The following is a 19,931-nucleotide window of genomic DNA, read 5'->3' as shown; positions in this document are numbered from 1 at the left end:
TGGGAAAGGGCAGGGACGGTGGGCCGGCCGCTTCAGCGGCGGGGCCCGAGGATCGACAGCATCTCGTAGGCGACATGTGCGGCGGCGATACCGGTGATCTCGGCGTGGTCGTAGGCGGGCGAGACCTCGACGATGTCGGTGCCGACGATGTCGAGGCCGCGTAGGCCACGCAGGGTGTTCAACAGCTCGCGGGAGGTCAGGCCGCCGGCCTCGGGGGTTCCGGTGCCCGGTGCGTGCGCTGGATCGAGGACGTCGATGTCGATGGAGACGTACACCGGACCACCGGCCAGGCGCGTGCGCACCCGTTCGACAATGCTTGCCACACCGTCGAATTCGTAGTCATCGGCGCGTACCACGGCGAACCCGAGCGCCGAGTCGTCGTCGAGGTCGGCGGCACTGTAGAGCGGTCCGCGGATGCCGACGTGCATCGAGCGTTCCATGTCGATCAGTCCTTCCTCGCTGGCCCGGCGGAACGGTGTGCCGTGGGTATAGGGCGCACCGAAGTAGGAGTTCCAGGTGTCGAGGTGGGCATCGAAGTGTAGTACCGCAACGGGTTTCGCGTGTAGGTCGTGCAGCGCGCGCAGCATGGGCAGTGCGACGGTGTGGTCGCCGCCGAGGATCAGCGGGGTGGCGCCGTCGGCGCCGAGGGTTCTCGCCGCGGCGCTGATGGTGTCGATGGCCTCGGTGATGGCGAACGGATTAACCGACAGGTCACCGCAATCGACGACCTGCTGCTGTGCGAACGGTGCCACGCCGAGGGCGGGATTGAAGGGCCGCAGCAACTTCGACGATGCGCGAATGTGCCCGGGGCCGAATCGTGCGCCCGGCCGATAGCTGACCCCGGTGTCGAACGGGATGCCGAGGATGTGCACGTCGGCATCGGCGACCTGGTCCCGACGCGGCAGGCGGGCAAAGGTGGCCGGTGCGCCGTAGCGGGGGAAGCGTGCTGCATCGACCTGCCCCACCACCCCGTCGATGACCGGGAACTGGGTGTCGAGACCGGCAATCACGTTGTCACTCATGAGTTCTCCTCCATGCTGTGCTCTTCTGCGGCGATCTCGGTGCGGATCTCGCCGGTACCTGCCGGGTCGGACAGTTCGGGGTGGCCGGTGAGGAGCCGGGTTTCGGCGGAGAGATCCTGGGTGCGGGTGAACAGCACGTAGGCTCCGCCCGAGACCACCAGACCGACGACGAAGGCGATGTCCACCTCGCCCATCGCCGACGCGGCGGGCCCGACGAAGAACGGTAGGTCCATGAAGGGGATCTCGGCGGCGATGCCGATCAGGAAAGCGCCGATACCGCGCCAGGGCCACCGGCCGTATACGCCTGCGGGCGTGAACAGGTCGGCGATGACGTAGTGGCCGCGGCGGACGAAGAAGTAGTCGGTGAGGTTCACCGCCGTCCACGGCACCAGCAGGTAGAGCATGATCAGCAGGGCGGTGTTCAGTGATTCGGTGGCATCGGTCAACGCCAGTGACAGCGCCAGCCACACGACGGTCAGGACCAGAATCGTGATCACGCGGAGCCGGCGCGTCGGGGAGATCTGGCGGACCGAGTCGATCGCGGTGACCACGGTCAGCATGCCGCTGTAGGCATTGAGGCCCATCGTCGCCACCAGCACCAGGGTCGCGACCACCGCCAGGACGCTACCCAGGCCCGAGATGACCTGATTGCCACCGTCATTGATGCCGCTCAACGCGTCCGACGCACCGAGGTAGGTCGCCAGGAACGCACCCACCGGGATCAGCCACGCCGGCGAGGCGGCAGCGCCGAGGAACACCGAGGCGATGATCGAGGACGGGCGCGTGTCCCGGGGCAGGTACCGCGAGTAGTCCGACACGTACGGGGCGTAGGTGATGTTGTAGGACGCCGCGACCGAGAACTGCACCAGGAACGCCACGAGGGTGAAGCCGCCCGGACCGGCCGGTCCGAGGGACCCGTGCACCGAGCCGGCCAGGATGCCGATCGTGAGAATCAGCCACAGCGGCAACGAGATCCAGAAGAGGACCTTGAACGCCCGGTGCAGTAGGTCGTGGCCGAAGATGGCCAGCGCGGCGGCGATCACCGACATCGCGACGGCGACCACCACCGGATTCCAGCCGAAGATGGACTGCAGACCGGACTTGATGATCACGATGTCGACGACGTTGAAGCCGACGAAGGTGAACAGCGTGCCGATCAGCGGCAACAGCACTCCGCGATAGCCGAATTGGGCTCGGGACTGGATCATCTGGGGCAGCCCGAGGACCGGGCCCTGCGTGGCGTGGAACGCCATGAACAATGTGCCGAAGGCGATACCGGCGAGGCCGGCGACGATGCTCCAGAGCAACGACAACCCCATCGCCGGGCCGACGAAGCCCAGCGCGAGGGTGAACGGCTGGAAGTTGCCGACGAACCAGAACGGCCCCTGTGCGGAGACCTTGCCGTGGCGTTCGTCGTCGGGCACGTAGTCGATGGAGCGGGTCTCGATGGCAGGACGGGTGGTGGCGCGGGCGGTCGGGCCGTCGGCGGGGAGATCGAGGGTCATGACGGGCTTTCGGGTCGATCGGAACACTCGGTGGGTGGCGTCGTCGCCGGTGCATCAAGAGTGCGGCGCACTGACCTGCACCGACAGTGCGAAAATGTCCAATCCGGTCATTACGATTGGGCAATATGTACAACAGTGGGCCCAGGGGAATCCGATGATCACCGTCGGCGAGGTCGCCGCAGCGGACGAACTCCACCTGCAGGTGGCGGCCGGAGGGGAGGCGCTCGACGCCGAGGTCACGATGGTGCACGTCTCCGAGCTGACCGACCCACACGAATGGCTGCGCGGTGGGGAACTGCTCATGACCATCGGGTTGCTGGTGGAGATGACCGAGCAAGGGTGTCGCGAGTATGTGCGCAACTGCCGCGCCGGTGGTGTCGCGGGCCTGGTGCTGGGTCTGGGCCCGCGCTACGCCGCCTGCCCCGAGCCGCTGCGTGCGGCGGCCGCCGAGATCGGTGTTCCGCTCCTCGTGGTCCCCGTCGAGGTGCCTTTCATCGCCATCACCAAGTGGGTGTTCGAGAAGCGGGCCGCCCAGCAGCGACACGATCTCGAGGAGGCGATGGAGCTCAATCGCCGACTGACCGCGGTGGCCACGTCGAGCGCGCCGTTGCCGGCGCTGCTGGAGACCTGGGCCGAGGCGTCGAGCGCGCATTGTGTGGTCTGCGACGGTGTGGGCCGGCTGATCGCGGCCTCTCCCGGGGCCTCGGAGCAGGCGCGTACGGAGGCCGTGGAATTGGCGGTGGCCGCCTCGCGCGAACCGCCCGGACAGTCGTGGGTGTTGCGTGCCGGGCGAGAGATCCACACCGTCGGCTCCGGTGTCGCGCTGGCGTTCATCGTGTTGGACGCCCAGCTCAATCCGGTGGCGCGGCATTCGTCGACGGTGCTCGTCTCGCTGCTCGCGTTGGAGGTGCAACGTCGCCACGTCGCCGGCCAACCCGAACGTCAGCGCCGAGGTGCGGTGTTCGCCCAACTGGTTCGTCCTGGCCTGAAACCGGCACGCGCACAACAGCTTGCGGACTCCTTGGGTTGGCGGACGACGCTCGTCGTCGCGGCGGTGATCGCGCCCGCACCCCACGATGCGGACGCGTTGCTGTTCCGCCTGCAGTCCTCCTTGACGGCCGGACTCGTCCGGTCGCACGGGCGGCTCGTGGAGATCGCCCACCCCGAATCCGACGGGCTGCTCGCGACGCTCACCGCGATCGCTCCCGGCACGCCGATCGGGTTGGGCGCCCCGGTCGCGGTGGCGTCGTTGCCGGTGTCGCTGACCCAGGCGCGCTCGCTGGTGGGCGCCAGCGAACGCCTTGGTCGGCCGGTCGATGCGCGCGAGGGCCGCACCGTCGAGCTGCTCATCGGGCTCGGTGAGCCACGGCTCCTCCGCGGATTCGCCGACGCCGTGCTCGCCCCGATCGATCAACTCGAGGAGCGCGAGCGCGTCGAACTGATGCGGACCCTCGAGGAGTGGCTGCGCGTCAACGGCGCGTGGGACCCGGCGGCAGCCCGGTTGTCGGTGCACCGCAACACCGTTCGCAATCGGATCGATCGCATCGCCACGCTGTCGGGGCGCAGGCTCGACGACGGCGAGGACCGCATGGAACTCTGGCTGGCGCTCAAGGCGCGCTCGGCGCTGCCCCGCGTATGACAACAGCCCGGTGACGGACTCGGGTATGGCAGGGTAGCTCCATGGCACCGAAGCGGGGGAGGCGCGACTACGGCTCGATCCTGCTCGGGTCGGCCAGTGAGAGCGGGTCCAAACAGCGGTTACGTATCCAGACGCTGTTGACCGCGTCGATCGTCGTCGCGAACCTGGTGGGCGCGATCATCGCCATCGCACTGTCGTCGGTGGGGATTCCGGAGCCGTCGGTGTTCCAGCCCGATCTCTGGTGGGTCAACTTTCTCGCGTTGCCGCTCTACGTCGCCGGGGCGTTCGTCATCGGAATCGGTTGGGGCACGATCGTTGTCGTGCGCGATCTGCGTTGGGCGATCCGGGATCGGCCGCCGACCGAACGGGATGCGCGGCGTGCCCGTCGCGCACCATGGCGCCTGGTGAGCATCCAGGCGATCCTCTGGATCGGTGCGGTCATCTTCTTCACCCTCTGCTTCGGGATTCCGCATCCCGAACTGATCCCGAAGACGATCTTCGTCGTCGGTCTCAGCGGGGTGGTGGTCGTCGCGATCTCGTATCTGCTGATCGAGTTCTCGTTGCGGCCCGTGGCCGCCGAACTCATCAGCGCCGGATACCGCAGACGCAAACGCAGCGGGGTGCGCAGCCGGGCGATCGTGTCGTGGCTCGTCGGCTCGGCGATCCCGGTGACCGGCATCCTGCTGGTCGTGTTGTTCGGAGCATTCCGGCCCGAGACGTCCAAGGTCGACATGTTCGTCGGTGTCGCGGTACTGGCGGTGACGGCCCTGGCCACCGGACTGATCCTGACGCTGTTGTCGTCACTGAGCATCATCGGCCCCATCCGCAGCGTGCGTACCGCGCTGCACCGGGTCGAAGCCGGAGAACTCGACGACGTCGAGGTGGTCGTCTACGACGGCACCGAACTCGGTGATCTGCAGGCCGGTTTCAACCTGATGGTCGGCGGCCTGCGCGAACGAGAACACATGCGCGACTTGTTCGGTCGGCACGTCGGACGCGAAGTCGCCGAGGCCGCCCTGGCCTCCGACCCCGAACTCGGGGGCACCGAGAAGGTCGTGGCCGCGGTCTTCGTCGACGTGATCGGTTCGACGACACTGGCCGCCGAGCGCTCACCGGTCGAGGTGGTGGAGATCCTGAATCGCTTCTTCGGGGTGATCGTCGCCGCCGTCGAGGAGAACAAGGGGCTGGTCAACAAGTTCGAGGGCGACGCGGTGCTCGCGATCTTCGGTGCGCCGATCGCGTTGTCGGACTGTGCCGGTGCGGCCCTGGCGGCGGCCAGGACGATCGCCACACGACTCGGCGAGGAGGTGCCGGAACTGTCGGCGGGCATCGGCGTCAGCCATGGGCCGGTTGTGGCGGGCAACGTCGGTGCGATCCAGCGTTTCGAATACACCGTGATCGGCGACCCGGTCAACGAGAGTGCGCGACTGTCCGAACTCGCCAAACGAAATCCGCGGCACCCGTTGGCATCCGGGCGTGCCGTGGAGGCCGCGCGGCCCGCCGAGCGCGAGAAGTGGCGTGAGGCCGAACATGCCACGCTCCGCGGGCGCACCGAGGAGACCGTCGTCTACGAGGCGGCCGGGGTGGGCGATCCGGTGTCCGAAGCATCCTGACCGCCGCATTGGAGCCGGCAGCGCGCCCGAACGGTCAGTGTGCCCGAACGGTCAGTGTGCCCGAACAGTCAGTGCGTCAAGCCCGGCAGCGCAGGGGCGTTGCCGCAGGTCGTGGTGCTCGATTGGGTGCACGTCCACAACCACTTCATCCAGCTGCTCGCCGAGTTCAGTACGCCGTCGGTGTCGGTGTGGCCCGGGGTCGACGGTGCGGTGGGAGAGGGCGCGGTGGGCGCCGAGGCGGAGACCGGGAAGGCCGTGTAGTCCTCATCGCTGGACTGTCCGGCGGTGGAGCTGCACACGACGTATCCGGCGTACTGGGCGGCAGTGCCCTGGTAGGTGAGCAGGGTGGTGGGGGTCGCGCCGACGGTGACCGTGTCGGCGACGGCCAGCGGCGTGCCCACCCCCGACATGTCCTGGTCGTACTGGTTGTTGAGCGAATCGACCTGCGGCCCTTGGTTTTGTACGCGCGCCGCTGCCCGTTGCGTGCCGACCTGGGCGGCTTGTTCGAGTGCTCCGAGGGCCGAGATCGGATACACGAAGGCGCTGCACTGTCCCTGTCCGCCGGCCAGTGGTGAGTTGTTGACGCCGAAGAGTGTGACCGTGTTGCCGCTCATCGTCCCGGATCCGGCGTGGGCGGTGCCGGTGGTCCACGCGTGGGCCGGCGCTGCGAGGCCCAACCAGGCTGCGCTGGCACAGGTGAGTACTGCCGCACCCGCGGCCATCCGGCGTCTCATATCGGCAACCTACTGCCGGTCGGCCCGTGATTCGGTTGTGGTCCCATCACGGTTCGGTGCAACTTCAGTCACAGACGCCCCATTTGAACCAGTTGTCCCACTTGGGATCCTCGTGATCACACGGACCAAGCGAACCAACCGGTCATACCGGCGCTCGAGTGATCAGGTGTCGTCGCGGTCGGTCAGGCCCTCGGCGAAGTCGAGCCGGCGCAATGCCTTGCGCAACACCTCGTCGTCGATCCGGCCGGCGTCGCGCTCCTCGATGAACACCTTGCGCTGCACCCGCACCAGCTTCAGTCGGATGCGATTACCTGCGGCGTTCGGACTCTCACCGATCGCCTCGGGACCCCGGCCGAGGTCCTCCCACGCCGTATTGCGTTGTGTGGTGACCCATTTGCGCAAAAACCCGATCTGATGACGACGGACGTCATCGGGTGCCATCTCGGCTTCGATGCGGTCGAGCAGATTCTCGGCCTCACGGGTCGCGCGATCCTGCGCGCCGGCGTAGGCGAGCAACTCCTCGGTCGGATCGTCACCGGTCACCCCGAGACGCCGGATCACCCACGGCAAGGTGGTGCCCTGGATCAGCAGGGTGCCGACCACCACCACGAAGGTCAGGAACAGGATTTCCGCGCGCGCCGGGAACGGTTCACCGGAGTCGGTGTACAGCGGGATCGAGAACGCCGCGGCGAGCGAGACCACGCCGCGCATCCCGGCCCATCCGACGACGAACACCGCGCTCGGCGTGGGTGCCGGTTCGGCGTCGCGAACCTTCCGGGAGAACACCCGCGGCAGATACGTGGCCGGAAACACCCAGAGAAAGCGGACCGCGATGACGACGGCGAGGACGATGGCCGCGTCGATGGTGATCTGTGTCCACGACTGGCCGGAGAGCCCGCGGATCAGTTCGGGCAGTTGCAAACCGATGAGCAGGAAGACGAACGCCTCGAGGATGGCATCGATGGATCGGCGCACGGCGTCGTCCTGCATGCGGGTGGCGTAGCCGAGTCGGACCGAGCGTTGTCCGAGGAACAGGCCGGCGGTGACCACCGCGATCACCCCGGAGGAATGCAGTTCCTCGGCGATGAAGTAGGTGCCGAAGGGCACCATGATCCCGATCGCCGTTTCCATCGTCGGGTCGGTCAGCCAGTCGCGGACGCGGGCGGTCAGGTAGCCGATCGCCAGCCCCACCGCGACACCGCCCACCGCGGCGAGCAGGAACATGGAGACGCCGTTGACCACCGTCGTGGTGGCGCCGATGGCCGCGGCCAGGGCGACCCGAAGGGCGGTGAGGGCGGTTGCATCGTTGAGCAGGCTCTCCCCGCCCAGCAGCGTCATGATGCGACGGGGCAATCCGACGCGGCGTCCGATCGCCTGCGCGGACACCGCGTCCGGCGGAGCGACGACCGCACCCAGAACCAGCGCCGCAGCAAGCGGGACATGGGGGATGCGAGCCCATGCAACGAGTCCCACCAGGATCGTCGAGAACAGTGGCAACCCGACCGCGAGCAGCCCGATGGCGCGTCGGTTGGCCCGGATCTCCTGATACGAGCTGTCCTGCGCGGCCGAGTACAGCAGCGGCGGCAGGATGACGAACAGCACGAACTCGGGGTCGAGTCCGACGTCGGGGAGCCCGGGGATCCAACAGATCCCGAGGCCGACCGCCACCAACACCAGAGGGGCCGACAAACCGAAGTGGCGGCACAGGGCGGCGATCGCGAGCGATACCGCGGCCACCAGCAGGAGTGATGCACTCACCCGCCTGAACCTACCGGGCGACGATAATGGGCACATGGCACTGTTAGGACGTCGTTCCCGCACCACCGAGACCAAGGCGCAGCCGTCGACCCCGTCGGGGCGGTGTCCCGAACTCGCCGAGATCGGTCTCGACCCCGCGACCGATCCGGCCGCAGCTGCCGGACACACCGACGAGTGCGAGGACTGCATGGCCATCGGGGAGAACCACTGGTCGCATCTGCGCAAGTGTCTGGAGTGCGGGCACGTGGCGTGTTGTGACTCCTCGCCGCGCCGACACGCGACCGCGCACTTCCACTCGTCGGGGCATCCTGTCATGCGTTCGGCGGAACCCGGTGAACTCTGGCGGTGGTGCTACATCCATCAGGTGGTCGGCTGAACCTATCGTCGGCCGGTGTCCGCGCAGGTCACAGCCGTGTATCGAGTGGTGCCGACCGTGCGCGGTGTGGATGACCCACCGATCGGGTGCCACGTAGAATCCACAGAATGACCTCGAACACCGAGAGCAGCGCCGCCTCTGAGGAGCCTTCGCGTCCCGACGCGCCGTCTCCGCAGGAGTTGCCGTCGTCATCTGCGCCGTCGTCGTCCGTGCAGGCGCCGGTGGTCGCGGTGCCGGTGCCGGGGGGCGAGCCGGCGGGTGAGCCCGCCGTCGGATTGCAGAAGGCGGACGCGGTCGCCCAGGCGCCCACGCAGGTGCAGGCGGTTCGTCGGCCCGCGTCCGCACCGGTCGGCCCGCCCGACATCCTCGGGACACCGTTGTCGCCGACCGCGACCCGGGTGATGGTGCTCGGTGCCGGCGAACTCGGCAAAGAACTCGTGATCGCCTTCCAGCGACTCGGCGTCGAGGTGGTCGCGGTGGATCGCTACGAAAACGCTCCCGGTCACCAGGTGGCCCATCACGCCGAGGTCATCGACATGACCGACGGCGACGCGGTGCTCGCGCTGGTGGAGAGGTATCGCCCGCATTATGTGGTGCCCGAGATCGAGGCCATCGCGACCGAGGCGCTCGGAACAGTCGAGAAGAAGGGGCTGGCCGAGGTCATCCCGACCGCGTCGGCGGTGATCGCAACGATGAACCGCGAGGGCATCCGTCGACTGGCCGACGAGGACCTCGGGTTGCCGACGTCGCCGTACCTGTTCGCCGGGTCGCTCGACGAGATGACCGTGGCGGTCAAGCAGATCGGCTACCCGTGTGTGGTGAAGCCGGTCATGTCGTCGTCGGGTAAGGGGCAGACCGTTCTCAAGAGCGCCGCCGACATCGAATCCGCCTGGCAGCGCGCGACCACGGGTGGGCGCGTCGCCGGTGAACGCGTGATCGTCGAGGGTTGGGTCGATTTCGACTTCGAGATCACACTGCTCACCGTGCGTGCCATCGACCCGGCAACCGGACGACTGACCTCCCACTTCTGCGCGCCGATCGGGCACAAGCAGGTCAACGGCGACTACGTCGAGAGCTGGCAACCGCACGAGATGACCACCGATGCGCTGGGTGCCGCAACCTCGATCGCCGCACGGATCGCCACCGCGCTCGGCGACGGAAAGATCGGTGGCCGTGGCATTTTCGGCGTCGAACTGTTCGTCAAGGGCGACGACGTCTATTTCTCCGAGGTCAGTCCGCGCCCGCACGACACCGGTCTGGTCACCCTGGCCACCCAGCGACTCAGCGAATTCGAGATGCACGCACGCGCCATCCTCGGGCTGCCGGTCGACGTGACGCTGGCCTCGCCGGGGGCGTCGGCGGTGATCTACGGTCAGCTCGACGAGAAGGCGATCGGCTTCGAGAACGTCGCACGAGCACTTGCCGTGCCGGAGACCGACATTCGGCTGTTCGGCAAACCCGAGAGCTTCCATCGACGACGCGTCGGGGTGGTCACCGCGACCGCCGACGACGTCACGACGGCCCGCGAACGTGCGGTGCAGGCCGCTTCGATCGTCACCCCGGCGCCAGGGCGTGAGGCGCGTCGCGGTGCTCCCACACCGGTACCGCCCCCGGCGCCGGCACGCCCGGCCGGACCTCCGCCACGGGGGCCGGTGGGGCCACCGCCAGGTGGGCCGCAGGGTGGACCGCCCCCGGGGATGCCGCCGCGCCCGCAGCCGGGACAACAGATGCCTCCCGGCGGGCCGGGACGCCCCCCGGGCCGGCCGCCGATGGGACCGCCTCCGGTCGCACCACCACCGGGTGGTCCGCGTCCGGGCGGGCCTCAGGGTGGTCCGCCACCGGGACCGCGTGGGCCCGGACCCGCGGGAGCGCCGGGCCCGGGGCAGCGCCCCCCGGCGGGGCCAGGGGCGCCGCGTCCGGAGGCGGCCGGGTCGGATTCCCCGGCCAAGGTCGAGTAGAGCGGCCGATTCATGCCCCTGTACGGCGAGGTGATCGTCGGTGTCTGTATTGCCGTGGGGCTGTTGGGGATCGTCGTCCCGGTGCTGCCCGGCACCCTGCTGGTCGCGGTGTCGATCCTGGTGTGGGCGATCATCGTCGGCGGCTGGGCCTGGGCGGTGTTCACACTCGCCGTGGTGCTGATCGGTGTCGGTGAGATCGTCAAATACGTTGTCGCCGGCCGTGTTCTGCGTCGGCACGAGATCCCCAACCGCACCATCGTGGTCGGCGGGGTGGTGGGGATCGTCGGGTTCTTCGTGGTGCCCGTCGTCGGGTTGTTCCTCGGATTCATTGCCGGCGCACTGGTTTCCGAGCTCGTGCGGACCCGCACGGCCGGCGCGGCGTGGCGCGGCACGGTGGCGGCGACCAAGGCGGCGGTGGTGACGATCGGTATCGAGTTGTTCGGCGCGTTGCTCGCGTCGGGGACGTGGCTGGCCGGGGCGATCGCCCTGTGACGACAGCAGGGCAGCCGCCCTGTGACAGACCGGCCTACGGCTCGCTGAGTACCCCGCGTGCACCGGTCATACCGCGTGCACTGGTCATCCCACGGGCGCTGTGCGCGCCGATCGGCACGATCATCGGGCCACCGAAGACCGGGTCGGTGACCACCTGCGCGCGCAGGCCGAAGGCGTCGTCGAGGAGTTCGGCGGTGATCACCTCGTCGGGTGAGCCATGTCGGACCAGTTGTCCGTCATTCATCACGAACAGTGAATCACTGTAGCGCACAGCGAGATTCAGGTCGTGTAGCACCATGACGACGGTCTTGCCGTGCTCGGTCTTGAGGGAGTGCACGAGGTCGAGGACCTCGAGGGAATGCGCGAGGTCGAGGTAGGTGGTCGGCTCGTCGAGCAGCAGCAGGTCGGTGCCCTGCGCCAGCGCGAGCGCGATCCAGACCCGTTGGCGCTGACCGCCGGAGAGCGCGTCGAGGGTGCGGTCGGCGAGGTCGGTCGTCGAGGTCAGTTCCAGGGCCAGTGCGACGGCGGCCTCGTCCTCGGCGGAGGCCTGCTGATACCACTTCTGGTAGGGGTGACGGCCCCGGCTGACCAGATCCTCGACGGTAAGTCCTTCGGGCGCAACGGGATTCTGCGGCAGAATACCCAGCGTGCGCGCCACGGTCTTCGGCTTGATCCTGGTGATGTCGGTGCCGTCGAGGCGTACGACGCCCGAGCGGGCCGGCAGCAGCCGCGCCAGACACCGCAGCAGCGTCGATTTGCCGCAACCGTTGGGTCCGATGATCGTGGTGATCGCCGCGTCGGGGATGTCGACGTCGAGGCCGTCGATGACGATGCGGTCGTCGTAGCCGACGACGAGGTCGCGTGCGGAAAGTCGGCTCATACGGTGGCCTTTCGGGAGATCGAGACCATGAGATAGATCAGGAAGGGGCCGCCGAGCGCGGCGGTGACGATCCCCACCGGCAGGCCCGACGGCAGTACCGTGCGGCACAGGATGTCACCGCCGACCACGAGGATCGCGCCGATCGCCCCGGAAGCGACCGGGGTCGGGATGGCGCTGCCGGTCAGGCGCATGGCGATCTGCGGGGCGAGCAGTGCGACGAAGGCGATCGGCCCCGCCGCCGAGACCGCCAGTGCCGCAACGATCACCGCGATCAGCAGTATCGCACCGGAGACCGCCATCGTCCGCACGCCGAGCGAGCGCGCCAGGTCGGTGCCGAGGCTCATCGCGTCGATCTGGCGGGCGAGCACCCCGACGGCGAGGACGGCCAGCACCACCGCGATCGCGACCGGCCACACACTCGACCACGAGGTGTTGGCCACCGACCCCACCAGCCACGTCTGGGCGCGGCCGACATCGCGGATCTCGGCGCGGGTGAGCAGATAAGAGGTGGCGGCCTGCAGCACCCAGGTGATGCCGACGCCGATGAGCACCAGCCGCAGTGGATTGATGGCGTGGTTGGCCCGGCGCCGGGAGCGTAGCGAGCGGGCCGATCTGACTCCGCGTCCGGGCCAGGCGAGCAGGTACATCACCACGGCGGTGCCCAGTCCGCCGATGAGGGCCGACGCGGGCACGCCGAGCTCGGCGAGTCCGGCGCCCCACCCGGTTCCGAAGGCGATCGCCGAGACGGCCGCGACGCTGGCCCCGGCGGTGATGCCGAGCATGTCGGGGGTCGCCAAAGGGTTCTGGGCGATCAACTGCGTCAGCGATCCCGACATACCGAGCGCGAAGCCGACGAGCACCGACACCAACGCGCGCGGCACGGCGTCGTCGAGGATGACGACGTTCTCGATGCGGGTACCGCCACCGAGCAGGATGCGCATCACGTCGATCGGTGTCACCGGGTAGTCGCTGATGGTGACGCTCATCAGGAACAGGACGAAGGCGATCAGCAGTGAGGTGGTCACCGCGATCACCATGCGCGGACGCCACACCCACGAGGTCGGTCCGACACGCACGATGCGGCGCGAGGCGTGGGCCGGCCGGTGGTCGGCGGCCGACGCGGCTTCGGTGTCGGTGCTCATACGCTCGTCAACTTCGTCCGGCGGACCATGGCGATCAGGAACGGCGCCCCAACGAAGGCCAGCACGACGCCGACCTGGATCTCGCCGGGCCGGGCGACGACGCGACCGATGATGTCGCACACCAACAACAGCGCGGCGCCGATGAGCGCCGAGTACGGGATGATCCAGCGATAGTCGGCGCCGGTGATCGCGCGCGCGATGTGCGGCACCACCAGACCGAGGAAGACGATGGGTCCGCAGGCGGCGGTTGCCGCCCCGATCAGCAGGGTGATCCCGAGGATGCCGACGCCGCGGATCACCAACACGCGGCTGCCGAGCGCCGTGGTCATGTCGTCGCCGAGGCTCAGGATGTTGAGGAAGAACCCCGACGCCAGCGCCAGCACCAGACCGACCCCGATGAACGGCAATGCGGCCCAGAAGATGTCGATGCTGCGGCCGGCCGTCGAACCGACGCTCCAGAAACGCCACGCGTCGAGCGACGCGGTGTCGCTGAGCACGATCGCCGAGGTGATCGCCACGAGCATCGCCGACAGGCCGGTGCCCGCCAGCACGAGGGTGATCGGACCCGTCCCGGTCAGTGCCGCGATCCCGAAGACGAGGGCCGAGGTGATGATCGCCCCGCCGAGCCCGAATGCCATGTAGGCCAGCGGTGAGGAGATACCGAACAGGTAGACACCGCCGACGACCGCGCAGGCTGCGCCGGCATTGACGCCGAGCAACCCGGGGTCGGCGATGGGGTTGCGGGTGTGGCCCTGGGTGATCGCGCCGGCCGCGCCGATGGCCAGACCCACGATGAGACCGAGCACGGTACGCGGCACACGCAGGTCCCAGACGATGCCCGCGGTGTCGGAGGACTTGTCGATCCGCGGCATGTGCAGGTGGATCAGGGCCTGGCAGATCTGCGAGCAGCCTGCAGTGAAGGAATCCCAGGTGGCGGCCAGCGGCATCTCTCTCGTGCCGATCAACACCGACCCGATGGTGGCGACCACGAGCACCGCGAGGATCAGCAGTAGTCCGGTGAGGCGTCGCACGAAGGGCAACCTTACCTCAGCCCGGGTTGTCGGATTCGATGACGATCCGGCTGCCGTGCGGCAACGATTCTGAGACCTACGTAACGGTTACCTGTGAGAGTGCGATACAAGGAGACGTACGCATTTCGGCGCGGGGGCGTCGTAGGAGTTCGCAGCCTCGGGGTCGTCCACGGTTTCGGGGCCCGCTCGACGAAGAAGGAGTCGACATGAAGAAGACGATGAAGCGAGCCGTCGCGGCGGTTGCGGTTGCCGCCGGTATCGCCGGGGGCTCGATGGCTGCCGCAGGCGAAGCGCAGGCCGCAACCGGTCCGGGTGACCTGGCGCTGTTCGGCGGGGTGAACTGCTACTGGAAGAACTGGGGACCCACCTGGGACAACCTGCCGGGTTGGCGTATGCATCGCTGGATCAGTGTCCGCAACATCGGCGGCGCCACCATGCACAACGTCACCATCACCGAACTCGGTGGGGCCGCGATTCGGGTGCCCGCGCGCACCAAGGCGCAGGCCATCGCCGCGGGTGCGGTTCCGTCGACCGCGCGGAACACCGTCTCGGGTGAGCTCCTGCCCGGTCAGGCCTTCCAGCCGACACAACTCGAGACCACCTGGGTTGGCTGCTGGCCGTCCTCGATCTCCGGCTACACCATCGGCTCCGAGGTCGAGAACCCGACCAACAACTTCGGTTTCTGGGCCAACGTGCAGCAGGCGCCCGGCAACCAACAGACAGTGCCCGACGCGCCCAGCGGCACCAACTGATCTCTCACAGTCAGCGAGGGGCGAGGCGGATCTCCGTCTCGCCCCTCGCTGTGTGTGTCTGGCTTCTTCCCAAGGCTTTTCGTTCGTCCCCTGGAAATTGCTTGGGGACGAACGGAAAAGTGGGGGAAGAAGATTCTTCCCCCACTTTCGTCAGCCGTGTCTCTGGAGTGAGTGTCAGGCCTTTTGAACCCCTGACGTAGTCAGGCCTTTTGAATCTTGTGCGGCTCCGAGGCGGCGAGCATGTCCTCACGTTCGACGACCTTGACGCGCTCGCGGCCCTGTTCGGCGCCCAGGGAACGCTCGTGCTCGTCGAGTCGGTACCAGCCGTCCCAGGTGGTGAACGGGATGCCCTTGGACTCGAGCAACTCGATGACGGCGTCCTCGGCGGGATGGGCGGGCTCGAGCAGCGCGCCGTTGGTCATGTCCTCGATGATGCAGTCGACGGTCTCGTTGGCGTCGCCCTTGGTGTGGCCGATGAGCCCGACGGGTCCGCGCTTGACCCACCCGGTGGTGTAGAGCCCGGTCAGGTGGGCGCCTTCGTCGAAGATTCGTCCGGCCTCGTTCGGGATGACGCCGGCCTGGCTGTCGAACGGGATCTGCGGCAGGTTGTCCGAGAGATAGCCGACGGCCCGGTAGACCGCGGTGACGTCCCAATCGGTGAACTTGCCGGTCGGTTTGACGTTGCCGGTGCCGTCAAGCTGGGTGCGTTCGGTGCGCAGACCGACGACCTTGCCGTCCTCACCGAGGATCTCGGTGGGGCTCTCGAAGAAGTGCAGGAACAGTTTGTGGATGGCGCCCTGCTTGGGGTCGCGGATCGCGTAGTTCTCGATGATCGTGGCGACCTGGTCGGTGATCTTCGACCCGCGGCGCGCCACAGCGGAGCCCTCGTCGTAGTCGATGTCCTCGGGGTTCACGACGACCTCGATGTTCGGCGAGTGGTCGAGCTCCTTGAGCTCGAGCGGGGTGAACTTCGCCTGGGCGGGACCGCGACGACCGAAGACGTGCACCTCGACGGCCTTGTTGTTCTTGAGGCCCTGGTAGACGTTGTCGGGGATCTCGGTTGGCAGTAGTTCGTCGCCGGTCTTGGCGAGCACGCGTGCCACGTCGAGCGCGACGTTGCCGACGCCGATGACGGCGACCTTCTCCTCTTCGAGCGGCCATTCGCGCGGGAAATCGGGGTGACCGTCGTACCAGGCGACGAATTGCGCTGCGCCGTAGGAGCGTTCGAGGTCGACACCGGGAATTTCGAGAGCGCGGTCGTCGGTGGCGCCGGTGGAGAAGATCACCGCGTCGTAGTGCGACTTGAGCTCGTCGAGGGTGATGTCGGTGCCGTAGTCGATGTTGCCGAGCAGACGGACCTGCGGCTTGTCGAGGACCTTGTGCAGGGCGGTGATGATGCCCTTGATGCGGGGATGGTCGGGTGCGACGCCGTACCGGATGAGGCCGAAGGGCGCGGGCATGCGCTCGTAGAGGTCGATGGACACGCCGCGGTCCTTGGCGGTGTCGGACTTCATCAGGGCGTCGGCGGCGTAGATCCCGGCGGGACCCGCGCCGACGATGGCCACGCGCAGCGGGCGAGCTTGATCGGTCATGGAGTGTCAGTACCTCGGTTCTCGACGGAGATCAGACGCCCGCGGTACGAGGCGGTGCGTCGACGCTTATCCCTTCTACGGTAGGCCCTGGCAGCCCGTACCCAAAATCTGCGGTTAGGGTGACCTCACACCCGTCCGTGCCGTGTCAGTGCCGACGTCAGCTCGCGTGGCCCGCCGCGTCGGCGATCTGTGCGATCGATTGGTCGGCGATCCAGGGGATGGACAGCACGGTCGGCACGCCCATCGCGGTCCCGACCTCCTGGTTGATGTAGGTGGTGCGGCCGCCGGTGACGAACGGCTGGCCGGTCCAGTTGGCGTTCTTGCGGAGCTGGTCGTTGGCGCCCTGCCAGTCGAGGACGACGACGTCGGCCTGGTTCAGCATGCCGATGTTCTCTGCTGAGATCGAACCGTAGAACCCACTGGTGACCGCGGACTTCAAGCCCTCCGGGAAGGTCAGCCCGTAGCTTTCCAGGATCTGCTCGCGGCCGTCGCCGGGCCCGAAGATCGAGATGGTGCCGTCCGGCGAGGCGCTCACCGCGACCGCGGTCTTGCCCTCGAGCTGAGGATGCGCGGCGGCCAGGTCGGCGACGTGTTTCTTGGTCGCGGTGATCGTTTCGGTGGCCTTGTGCGGGAGGCCGACGGCCCGCCCGATCTCGGCGGCCTGCACGTCCCACGGCACCTGCCAATCCGGGTAGTTCGTGGGCCGGGTGATGGTCGGGACCGCGGCGGCGAGTTTGTCGTACTGCTCCTTGGTGGGCGCGGCGCCGACGGCGGTGATCAGGTCGGGATTCGTGGACAGCGCCTTGGCGATCTCGTTGCCGAACTGCTGCGAGGCCTCGGGCAGCGACACCGGCTCGTTGGAGCCGAGCAACTTCTCCGTCCACGGGGTCCGGACCTTCGCCGGCGTGCCGAACGGGGCCATGGCGACCGGCTGGAAGCCCAGCGCGAGCAGGGTGTCGCCGTCGCCCACCCCCATGGCGGCGACGCGGGTCACCGGCGTGGAGATGGTGGTCGAGCCGTAATTGTGCTCGATGGTGACCGGCAGCGCTCCGGCCTCGGGCGCTGGCGCACTCGACGACGCGGAATCGTCGGCGGGAGCGCTACAGCCCGCGAGTGCCACCGCTGCACTCAACGCCAGCCCGGCGATCGCGACGCCGGAGCGTCGGCCTCGATGTCGGCGGGCGAATCGGGCCGGTCGGGTGGGCACCATGGCGTCTCCTTCGTCGGATTCTGCATCCTTGGATAGCCTCACTTAACCACGTGTGACCGGCGGCACGGCCGGCCGAGGGCGCCCACTTCGCGTCCCGATTGCGTCGATACACTCGCCGACATGGCAAAACGCGCAGCCAAGCGGGCCGAGCCGGACGTCGTCCCGGACGAGCCGGCCACTCCGTCATGGCGCAACGCGTGGCCGTTCTGGGTCGCCCTGGTGGTCGTTGCACTCGCGGCCGGCGGGATCGCGCTCTCGTACGTGTTCCGTCCGGCGGAGGACCGGGCGAGTGACTCGGCGAAGGTGCAGTACGCGATCAACGATCTGTACACCGCGCGCAACAACGTCGACTACACAGCCTTTCGTGAGCACACCTGCAGCGCCGACCTGAATTCGGCAGGATTTCCATCGCAACCGGAGTTCGCGACGCAGAACCGACAATCGTTGGACACCAACGGGCGGATCGTGATTCCGACGATCAGCGACGTGCAGGTGTCCGGTGACCGGGCGACCGCGACGGTACATTGGCATTTCGACAAGAAGTCCGATCAGACGCAGACGACCAAGGTTGCCGCGATTCGGGAAGACGGGAACTGGAAGGTGTGCAAGCCATGACGTATGCCGGAGATCTGACTCCTACGCAGGCGTGGGAGAAGCTCGAGCAGAACCCGAAGGCCAAACTCGTCGACTGTCGCACCCGCGCCGAATGGTCCTTCGTCGGGGTTCCTGACCTCGAAATCCTAGGCAAGCAACCACTTTTCATCGAGTGGAACACCTTTCCCACCGGCACTCCGAATGAGGGGTTCATCGCCGAGTTGCGTGATGCCGGCGTGGCCGACGACGACGAGGTGATCTTCATCTGTCGCTCCGGGCATCGCTCGATCGGTGCCGCCGAGGCGGCCACGGCCGACGGTGTCGCCAAGGCGTACAACATCGTCGACGGCTTCGAGGGGCCGCTCGACGAATTCGATCACCGTGGTTCCAAGGGTTGGCGTGCCCTCGACCTTCCGTGGAGGCAGTCGTGAGCCGAGGTCTGCCGGAGGGGGTTTCGGCCGAGACGCTCTCGGTCCGGGGCGGGCTCGATCGGTCGGGTTTCTTCGAGACCTCCGAGGCGCTGTATCTGACGAGCGGCTATGTCTACGACTCGGCCGAAGCCGCCGAGCGTGCGTTCACCGGTGAGGACGAGCGCTTCGTCTACTCCCGGTACGGCAATCCGACCGTCGAGATGTTCCAGGAGCGGCTGCGGCTGATCGAGGGTGCCGAGGCATGTTTCGCCACCGCGAGCGGAATGGCCGCAGTCTTCGTGTCGTTGGGTGCGCTGCTGAAGGCCGGCGACCGATTGGTCGCCGCACGCAGTCTGTTCGGTTCGTGCTTCGTCGTCGCCAACGAGATCTTGCCCCGGTGGGGTGTGCACACCGACTTCGTCGACGGCGAAGACCTCGAGCAGTGGGAGCAGGCGTTGTCGACGCCCGCCGAGGCGGTGTTCTTCGAGACCCCGTCGAATCCGATGCAGAGCCTCGTCGACGTTGCGAAGGTCTCCGAGCTCGCACACGCTGCAGGAGCAAAGGTGGTGCTGGACAACGTGTTCGCCACCCCGTTGTTGCAGCAGGGACTGGACCTGGGGGCCGATGTCATCGTCTACTCCGGCACCAAGCACATCGACGGCCAGGGCCGGGTGATGGGCGGTGCGGTGCTCGGTACCAAGGAGTACATCGACGGGCCGGTGCAGACCCTGATGCGCCACACCGGACCTGCGCTCTCTCCGTTCAACGCGTGGACCCTCGTCAAGGGACTCGAGACGCTCAAGCTACGCGTCGATGCCTCGGTGGCCTCGGCGCTGCGGATCGCGGAGTTCCTGGAGGCCGACCCGCGTGTGCGGTGGACCAAATACCCCTTCCTCACCTCGCACCCGCAGTACGAGCTGGCGACCGCACAGATGTCCGGCGGTGGCACGGTGGTGACCTTCGAACTCAACGACCGTGACGGCGTCGACGGCAAGAAGCGTGCCTTCGAGGTCCTCAACGCTCTGCGCGTGATCGACATCTCGAACAACCTCGGTGACTCCAAGTCGCTGATCACGCATCCGGCGACCACCACACATCGGGCCATGGGGCCGGATGGGCGCGCCGCAATCGGTTTGAGCGACTCCGTCGTTCGGCTCTCGGTGGGGCTCGAGGGGATCGACGACCTGCTCGCGGATCTGGATCAGGCGCTGGGGTAGCTCGGG

The 19,931-nt window shown here is 67.8% G+C and carries 18 protein-coding genes; 9 read left to right on the top strand and 9 right to left on the bottom strand.

The annotated features are described in order from the left end of the window. Nucleotides 1-32 precede the first annotated feature (32 nt). Both speB and AC5ZH6_RS23225 read right to left on the bottom strand, forming a co-directional pair. Complete coding sequence (speB, locus tag AC5ZH6_RS23230) at nucleotides 33-1,022, bottom strand: agmatinase (protein WP_006371893.1); 990 nt, start codon at nucleotides 1,020-1,022, stop codon at nucleotides 33-35. After that, complete coding sequence (locus AC5ZH6_RS23225) at nucleotides 1,019-2,527, bottom strand: purine-cytosine permease family protein (RefSeq protein WP_006371894.1); 1,509 nt, start codon at nucleotides 2,525-2,527, stop codon at nucleotides 1,019-1,021. Before AC5ZH6_RS23225 ends, speB begins: the two co-directional genes overlap by 4 nt. Before the next feature lie 154 nt (nucleotides 2,528-2,681). On the opposite strand from AC5ZH6_RS23225, the gene AC5ZH6_RS23220 reads away from it, so the two are divergent. Both AC5ZH6_RS23220 and AC5ZH6_RS23215 read left to right on the top strand, forming a co-directional pair. Next, a complete protein-coding gene (locus AC5ZH6_RS23220; RefSeq protein WP_035728662.1) occupies nucleotides 2,682-4,166 on the top strand; it encodes a PucR family transcriptional regulator in 1,485 nt (494 codons plus the stop codon). A gap of 41 nt (nucleotides 4,167-4,207) precedes the next feature. Then, the gene (locus AC5ZH6_RS23215; RefSeq protein ID WP_006371896.1) at nucleotides 4,208-5,779 is read left to right on the top strand and encodes an adenylate/guanylate cyclase domain-containing protein; all 1,572 of its coding nucleotides are present in this window, start codon (nucleotides 4,208-4,210) and stop codon (nucleotides 5,777-5,779) included. A gap of 68 nt (nucleotides 5,780-5,847) precedes the next feature. Here the strand turns inward: AC5ZH6_RS23215 and AC5ZH6_RS23210 are convergent, their stop codons facing one another. Next, complete coding sequence (locus AC5ZH6_RS23210) at nucleotides 5,848-6,513, bottom strand: hypothetical protein (RefSeq protein WP_244421194.1); 666 nt, start codon at nucleotides 6,511-6,513, stop codon at nucleotides 5,848-5,850. Nucleotides 6,514-6,675: 162 nt separating this feature from the next. Beyond that, the gene (locus tag AC5ZH6_RS23205; RefSeq protein ID WP_006371898.1) at nucleotides 6,676-8,271 is read right to left on the bottom strand and encodes a Na+/H+ antiporter; all 1,596 of its coding nucleotides are present in this window, start codon (nucleotides 8,269-8,271) and stop codon (nucleotides 6,676-6,678) included. Nucleotides 8,272-8,305: 34 nt separating this feature from the next. Between AC5ZH6_RS23205 and AC5ZH6_RS23200 the strand changes: the two genes are divergently transcribed. The 3 genes from AC5ZH6_RS23200 (at nucleotide 8,306) to AC5ZH6_RS23190 (ending at nucleotide 11,097) form a co-directional block, all read left to right on the top strand. Beyond that, entirely contained in the window at nucleotides 8,306-8,647 is a 342-nt protein-coding gene (locus AC5ZH6_RS23200; RefSeq protein ID WP_006371899.1) for a UBP-type zinc finger domain-containing protein, read from the top strand. A gap of 107 nt (nucleotides 8,648-8,754) precedes the next feature. Beyond that, nucleotides 8,755-10,605, top strand: a complete 1,851-nt coding sequence (purT, locus tag AC5ZH6_RS23195) for a formate-dependent phosphoribosylglycinamide formyltransferase (protein ID WP_244421195.1) — start codon at nucleotides 8,755-8,757, stop codon at nucleotides 10,603-10,605. Nucleotides 10,606-10,617: 12 nt separating this feature from the next. After that, the gene (locus tag AC5ZH6_RS23190; protein ID WP_006371901.1) at nucleotides 10,618-11,097 is read left to right on the top strand and encodes a DUF456 domain-containing protein; all 480 of its coding nucleotides are present in this window, start codon (nucleotides 10,618-10,620) and stop codon (nucleotides 11,095-11,097) included. Between the two features lie 34 nt (nucleotides 11,098-11,131). Here AC5ZH6_RS23190 and AC5ZH6_RS23185 read toward each other — a convergent pair whose 3' ends face one another. Genes AC5ZH6_RS23185 through AC5ZH6_RS23175 form a run of 3 tightly spaced genes read right to left on the bottom strand, consistent with a single transcriptional unit; the run spans nucleotide 11,132 to nucleotide 14,150 of the window. Beyond that, the gene (locus AC5ZH6_RS23185) at nucleotides 11,132-11,977 is read right to left on the bottom strand and encodes an ABC transporter ATP-binding protein (RefSeq protein WP_006371902.1); all 846 of its coding nucleotides are present in this window, start codon (nucleotides 11,975-11,977) and stop codon (nucleotides 11,132-11,134) included. After that, on the bottom strand, nucleotides 11,974-13,119 hold the full coding sequence (locus AC5ZH6_RS23180; protein ID WP_006371903.1) for a FecCD family ABC transporter permease: 1,146 nt from the start codon (nucleotides 13,117-13,119) through the stop codon (nucleotides 11,974-11,976). The genes AC5ZH6_RS23185 and AC5ZH6_RS23180 overlap by 4 nt, the downstream gene beginning before the upstream one ends. Next, a complete protein-coding gene (locus tag AC5ZH6_RS23175; RefSeq protein WP_035728614.1) occupies nucleotides 13,116-14,150 on the bottom strand; it encodes a FecCD family ABC transporter permease in 1,035 nt (344 codons plus the stop codon). Before AC5ZH6_RS23175 ends, AC5ZH6_RS23180 begins: the two co-directional genes overlap by 4 nt. Before the next feature lie 206 nt (nucleotides 14,151-14,356). Between AC5ZH6_RS23175 and AC5ZH6_RS23170 the strand changes: the two genes are divergently transcribed. Further along, nucleotides 14,357-14,902, top strand: a complete 546-nt coding sequence (locus tag AC5ZH6_RS23170) for a hypothetical protein (RefSeq protein WP_006371905.1) — start codon at nucleotides 14,357-14,359, stop codon at nucleotides 14,900-14,902. Nucleotides 14,903-15,102: 200 nt separating this feature from the next. Here the strand turns inward: AC5ZH6_RS23170 and AC5ZH6_RS23165 are convergent, their stop codons facing one another. Together AC5ZH6_RS23165 and AC5ZH6_RS23160 are read right to left on the bottom strand one after the other, a co-directional pair. After that, the gene (locus tag AC5ZH6_RS23165; RefSeq protein ID WP_006371906.1) at nucleotides 15,103-16,494 is read right to left on the bottom strand and encodes an FAD-dependent oxidoreductase; all 1,392 of its coding nucleotides are present in this window, start codon (nucleotides 16,492-16,494) and stop codon (nucleotides 15,103-15,105) included. A 157-nt stretch (nucleotides 16,495-16,651) separates the two neighbouring features. Then, nucleotides 16,652-17,704 (bottom strand): ABC transporter substrate-binding protein, encoded by a 1,053-nt coding sequence (locus tag AC5ZH6_RS23160; RefSeq protein ID WP_006371907.1) that lies wholly within the window; start codon nucleotides 17,702-17,704, stop codon nucleotides 16,652-16,654. A 120-nt stretch (nucleotides 17,705-17,824) separates the two neighbouring features. Between AC5ZH6_RS23160 and AC5ZH6_RS23155 the strand changes: the two genes are divergently transcribed. The 3 genes from AC5ZH6_RS23155 to AC5ZH6_RS23145 are packed head-to-tail and all read left to right on the top strand — an operon-like array spanning nucleotide 17,825 to nucleotide 19,925. Beyond that, nucleotides 17,825-18,319 carry an Rv0361 family membrane protein gene (locus AC5ZH6_RS23155; RefSeq protein WP_006371908.1) on the top strand — a complete coding sequence of 165 codons (495 nt, stop codon included), beginning with the start codon at nucleotides 17,825-17,827 and terminating at the stop codon, nucleotides 18,317-18,319. Beyond that, a complete protein-coding gene (locus AC5ZH6_RS23150; RefSeq protein ID WP_006371909.1) occupies nucleotides 18,316-18,729 on the top strand; it encodes a rhodanese-like domain-containing protein in 414 nt (137 codons plus the stop codon). Before AC5ZH6_RS23155 ends, AC5ZH6_RS23150 begins: the two co-directional genes overlap by 4 nt. Continuing rightward, nucleotides 18,726-19,925 carry an O-succinylhomoserine sulfhydrylase gene (locus AC5ZH6_RS23145; protein WP_006371910.1) on the top strand — a complete coding sequence of 400 codons (1,200 nt, stop codon included), beginning with the start codon at nucleotides 18,726-18,728 and terminating at the stop codon, nucleotides 19,923-19,925. The genes AC5ZH6_RS23150 and AC5ZH6_RS23145 overlap by 4 nt, the downstream gene beginning before the upstream one ends. Nucleotides 19,926-19,931: the final 6 nt, after the last annotated feature.

The organism is Gordonia sp. YC-XJ4 (genome assembly GCF_059511865.1).
The sequence above is the reverse complement of the archived record's forward strand: the minus strand, read 5'-3'. Positions and strand labels throughout refer to the sequence as shown.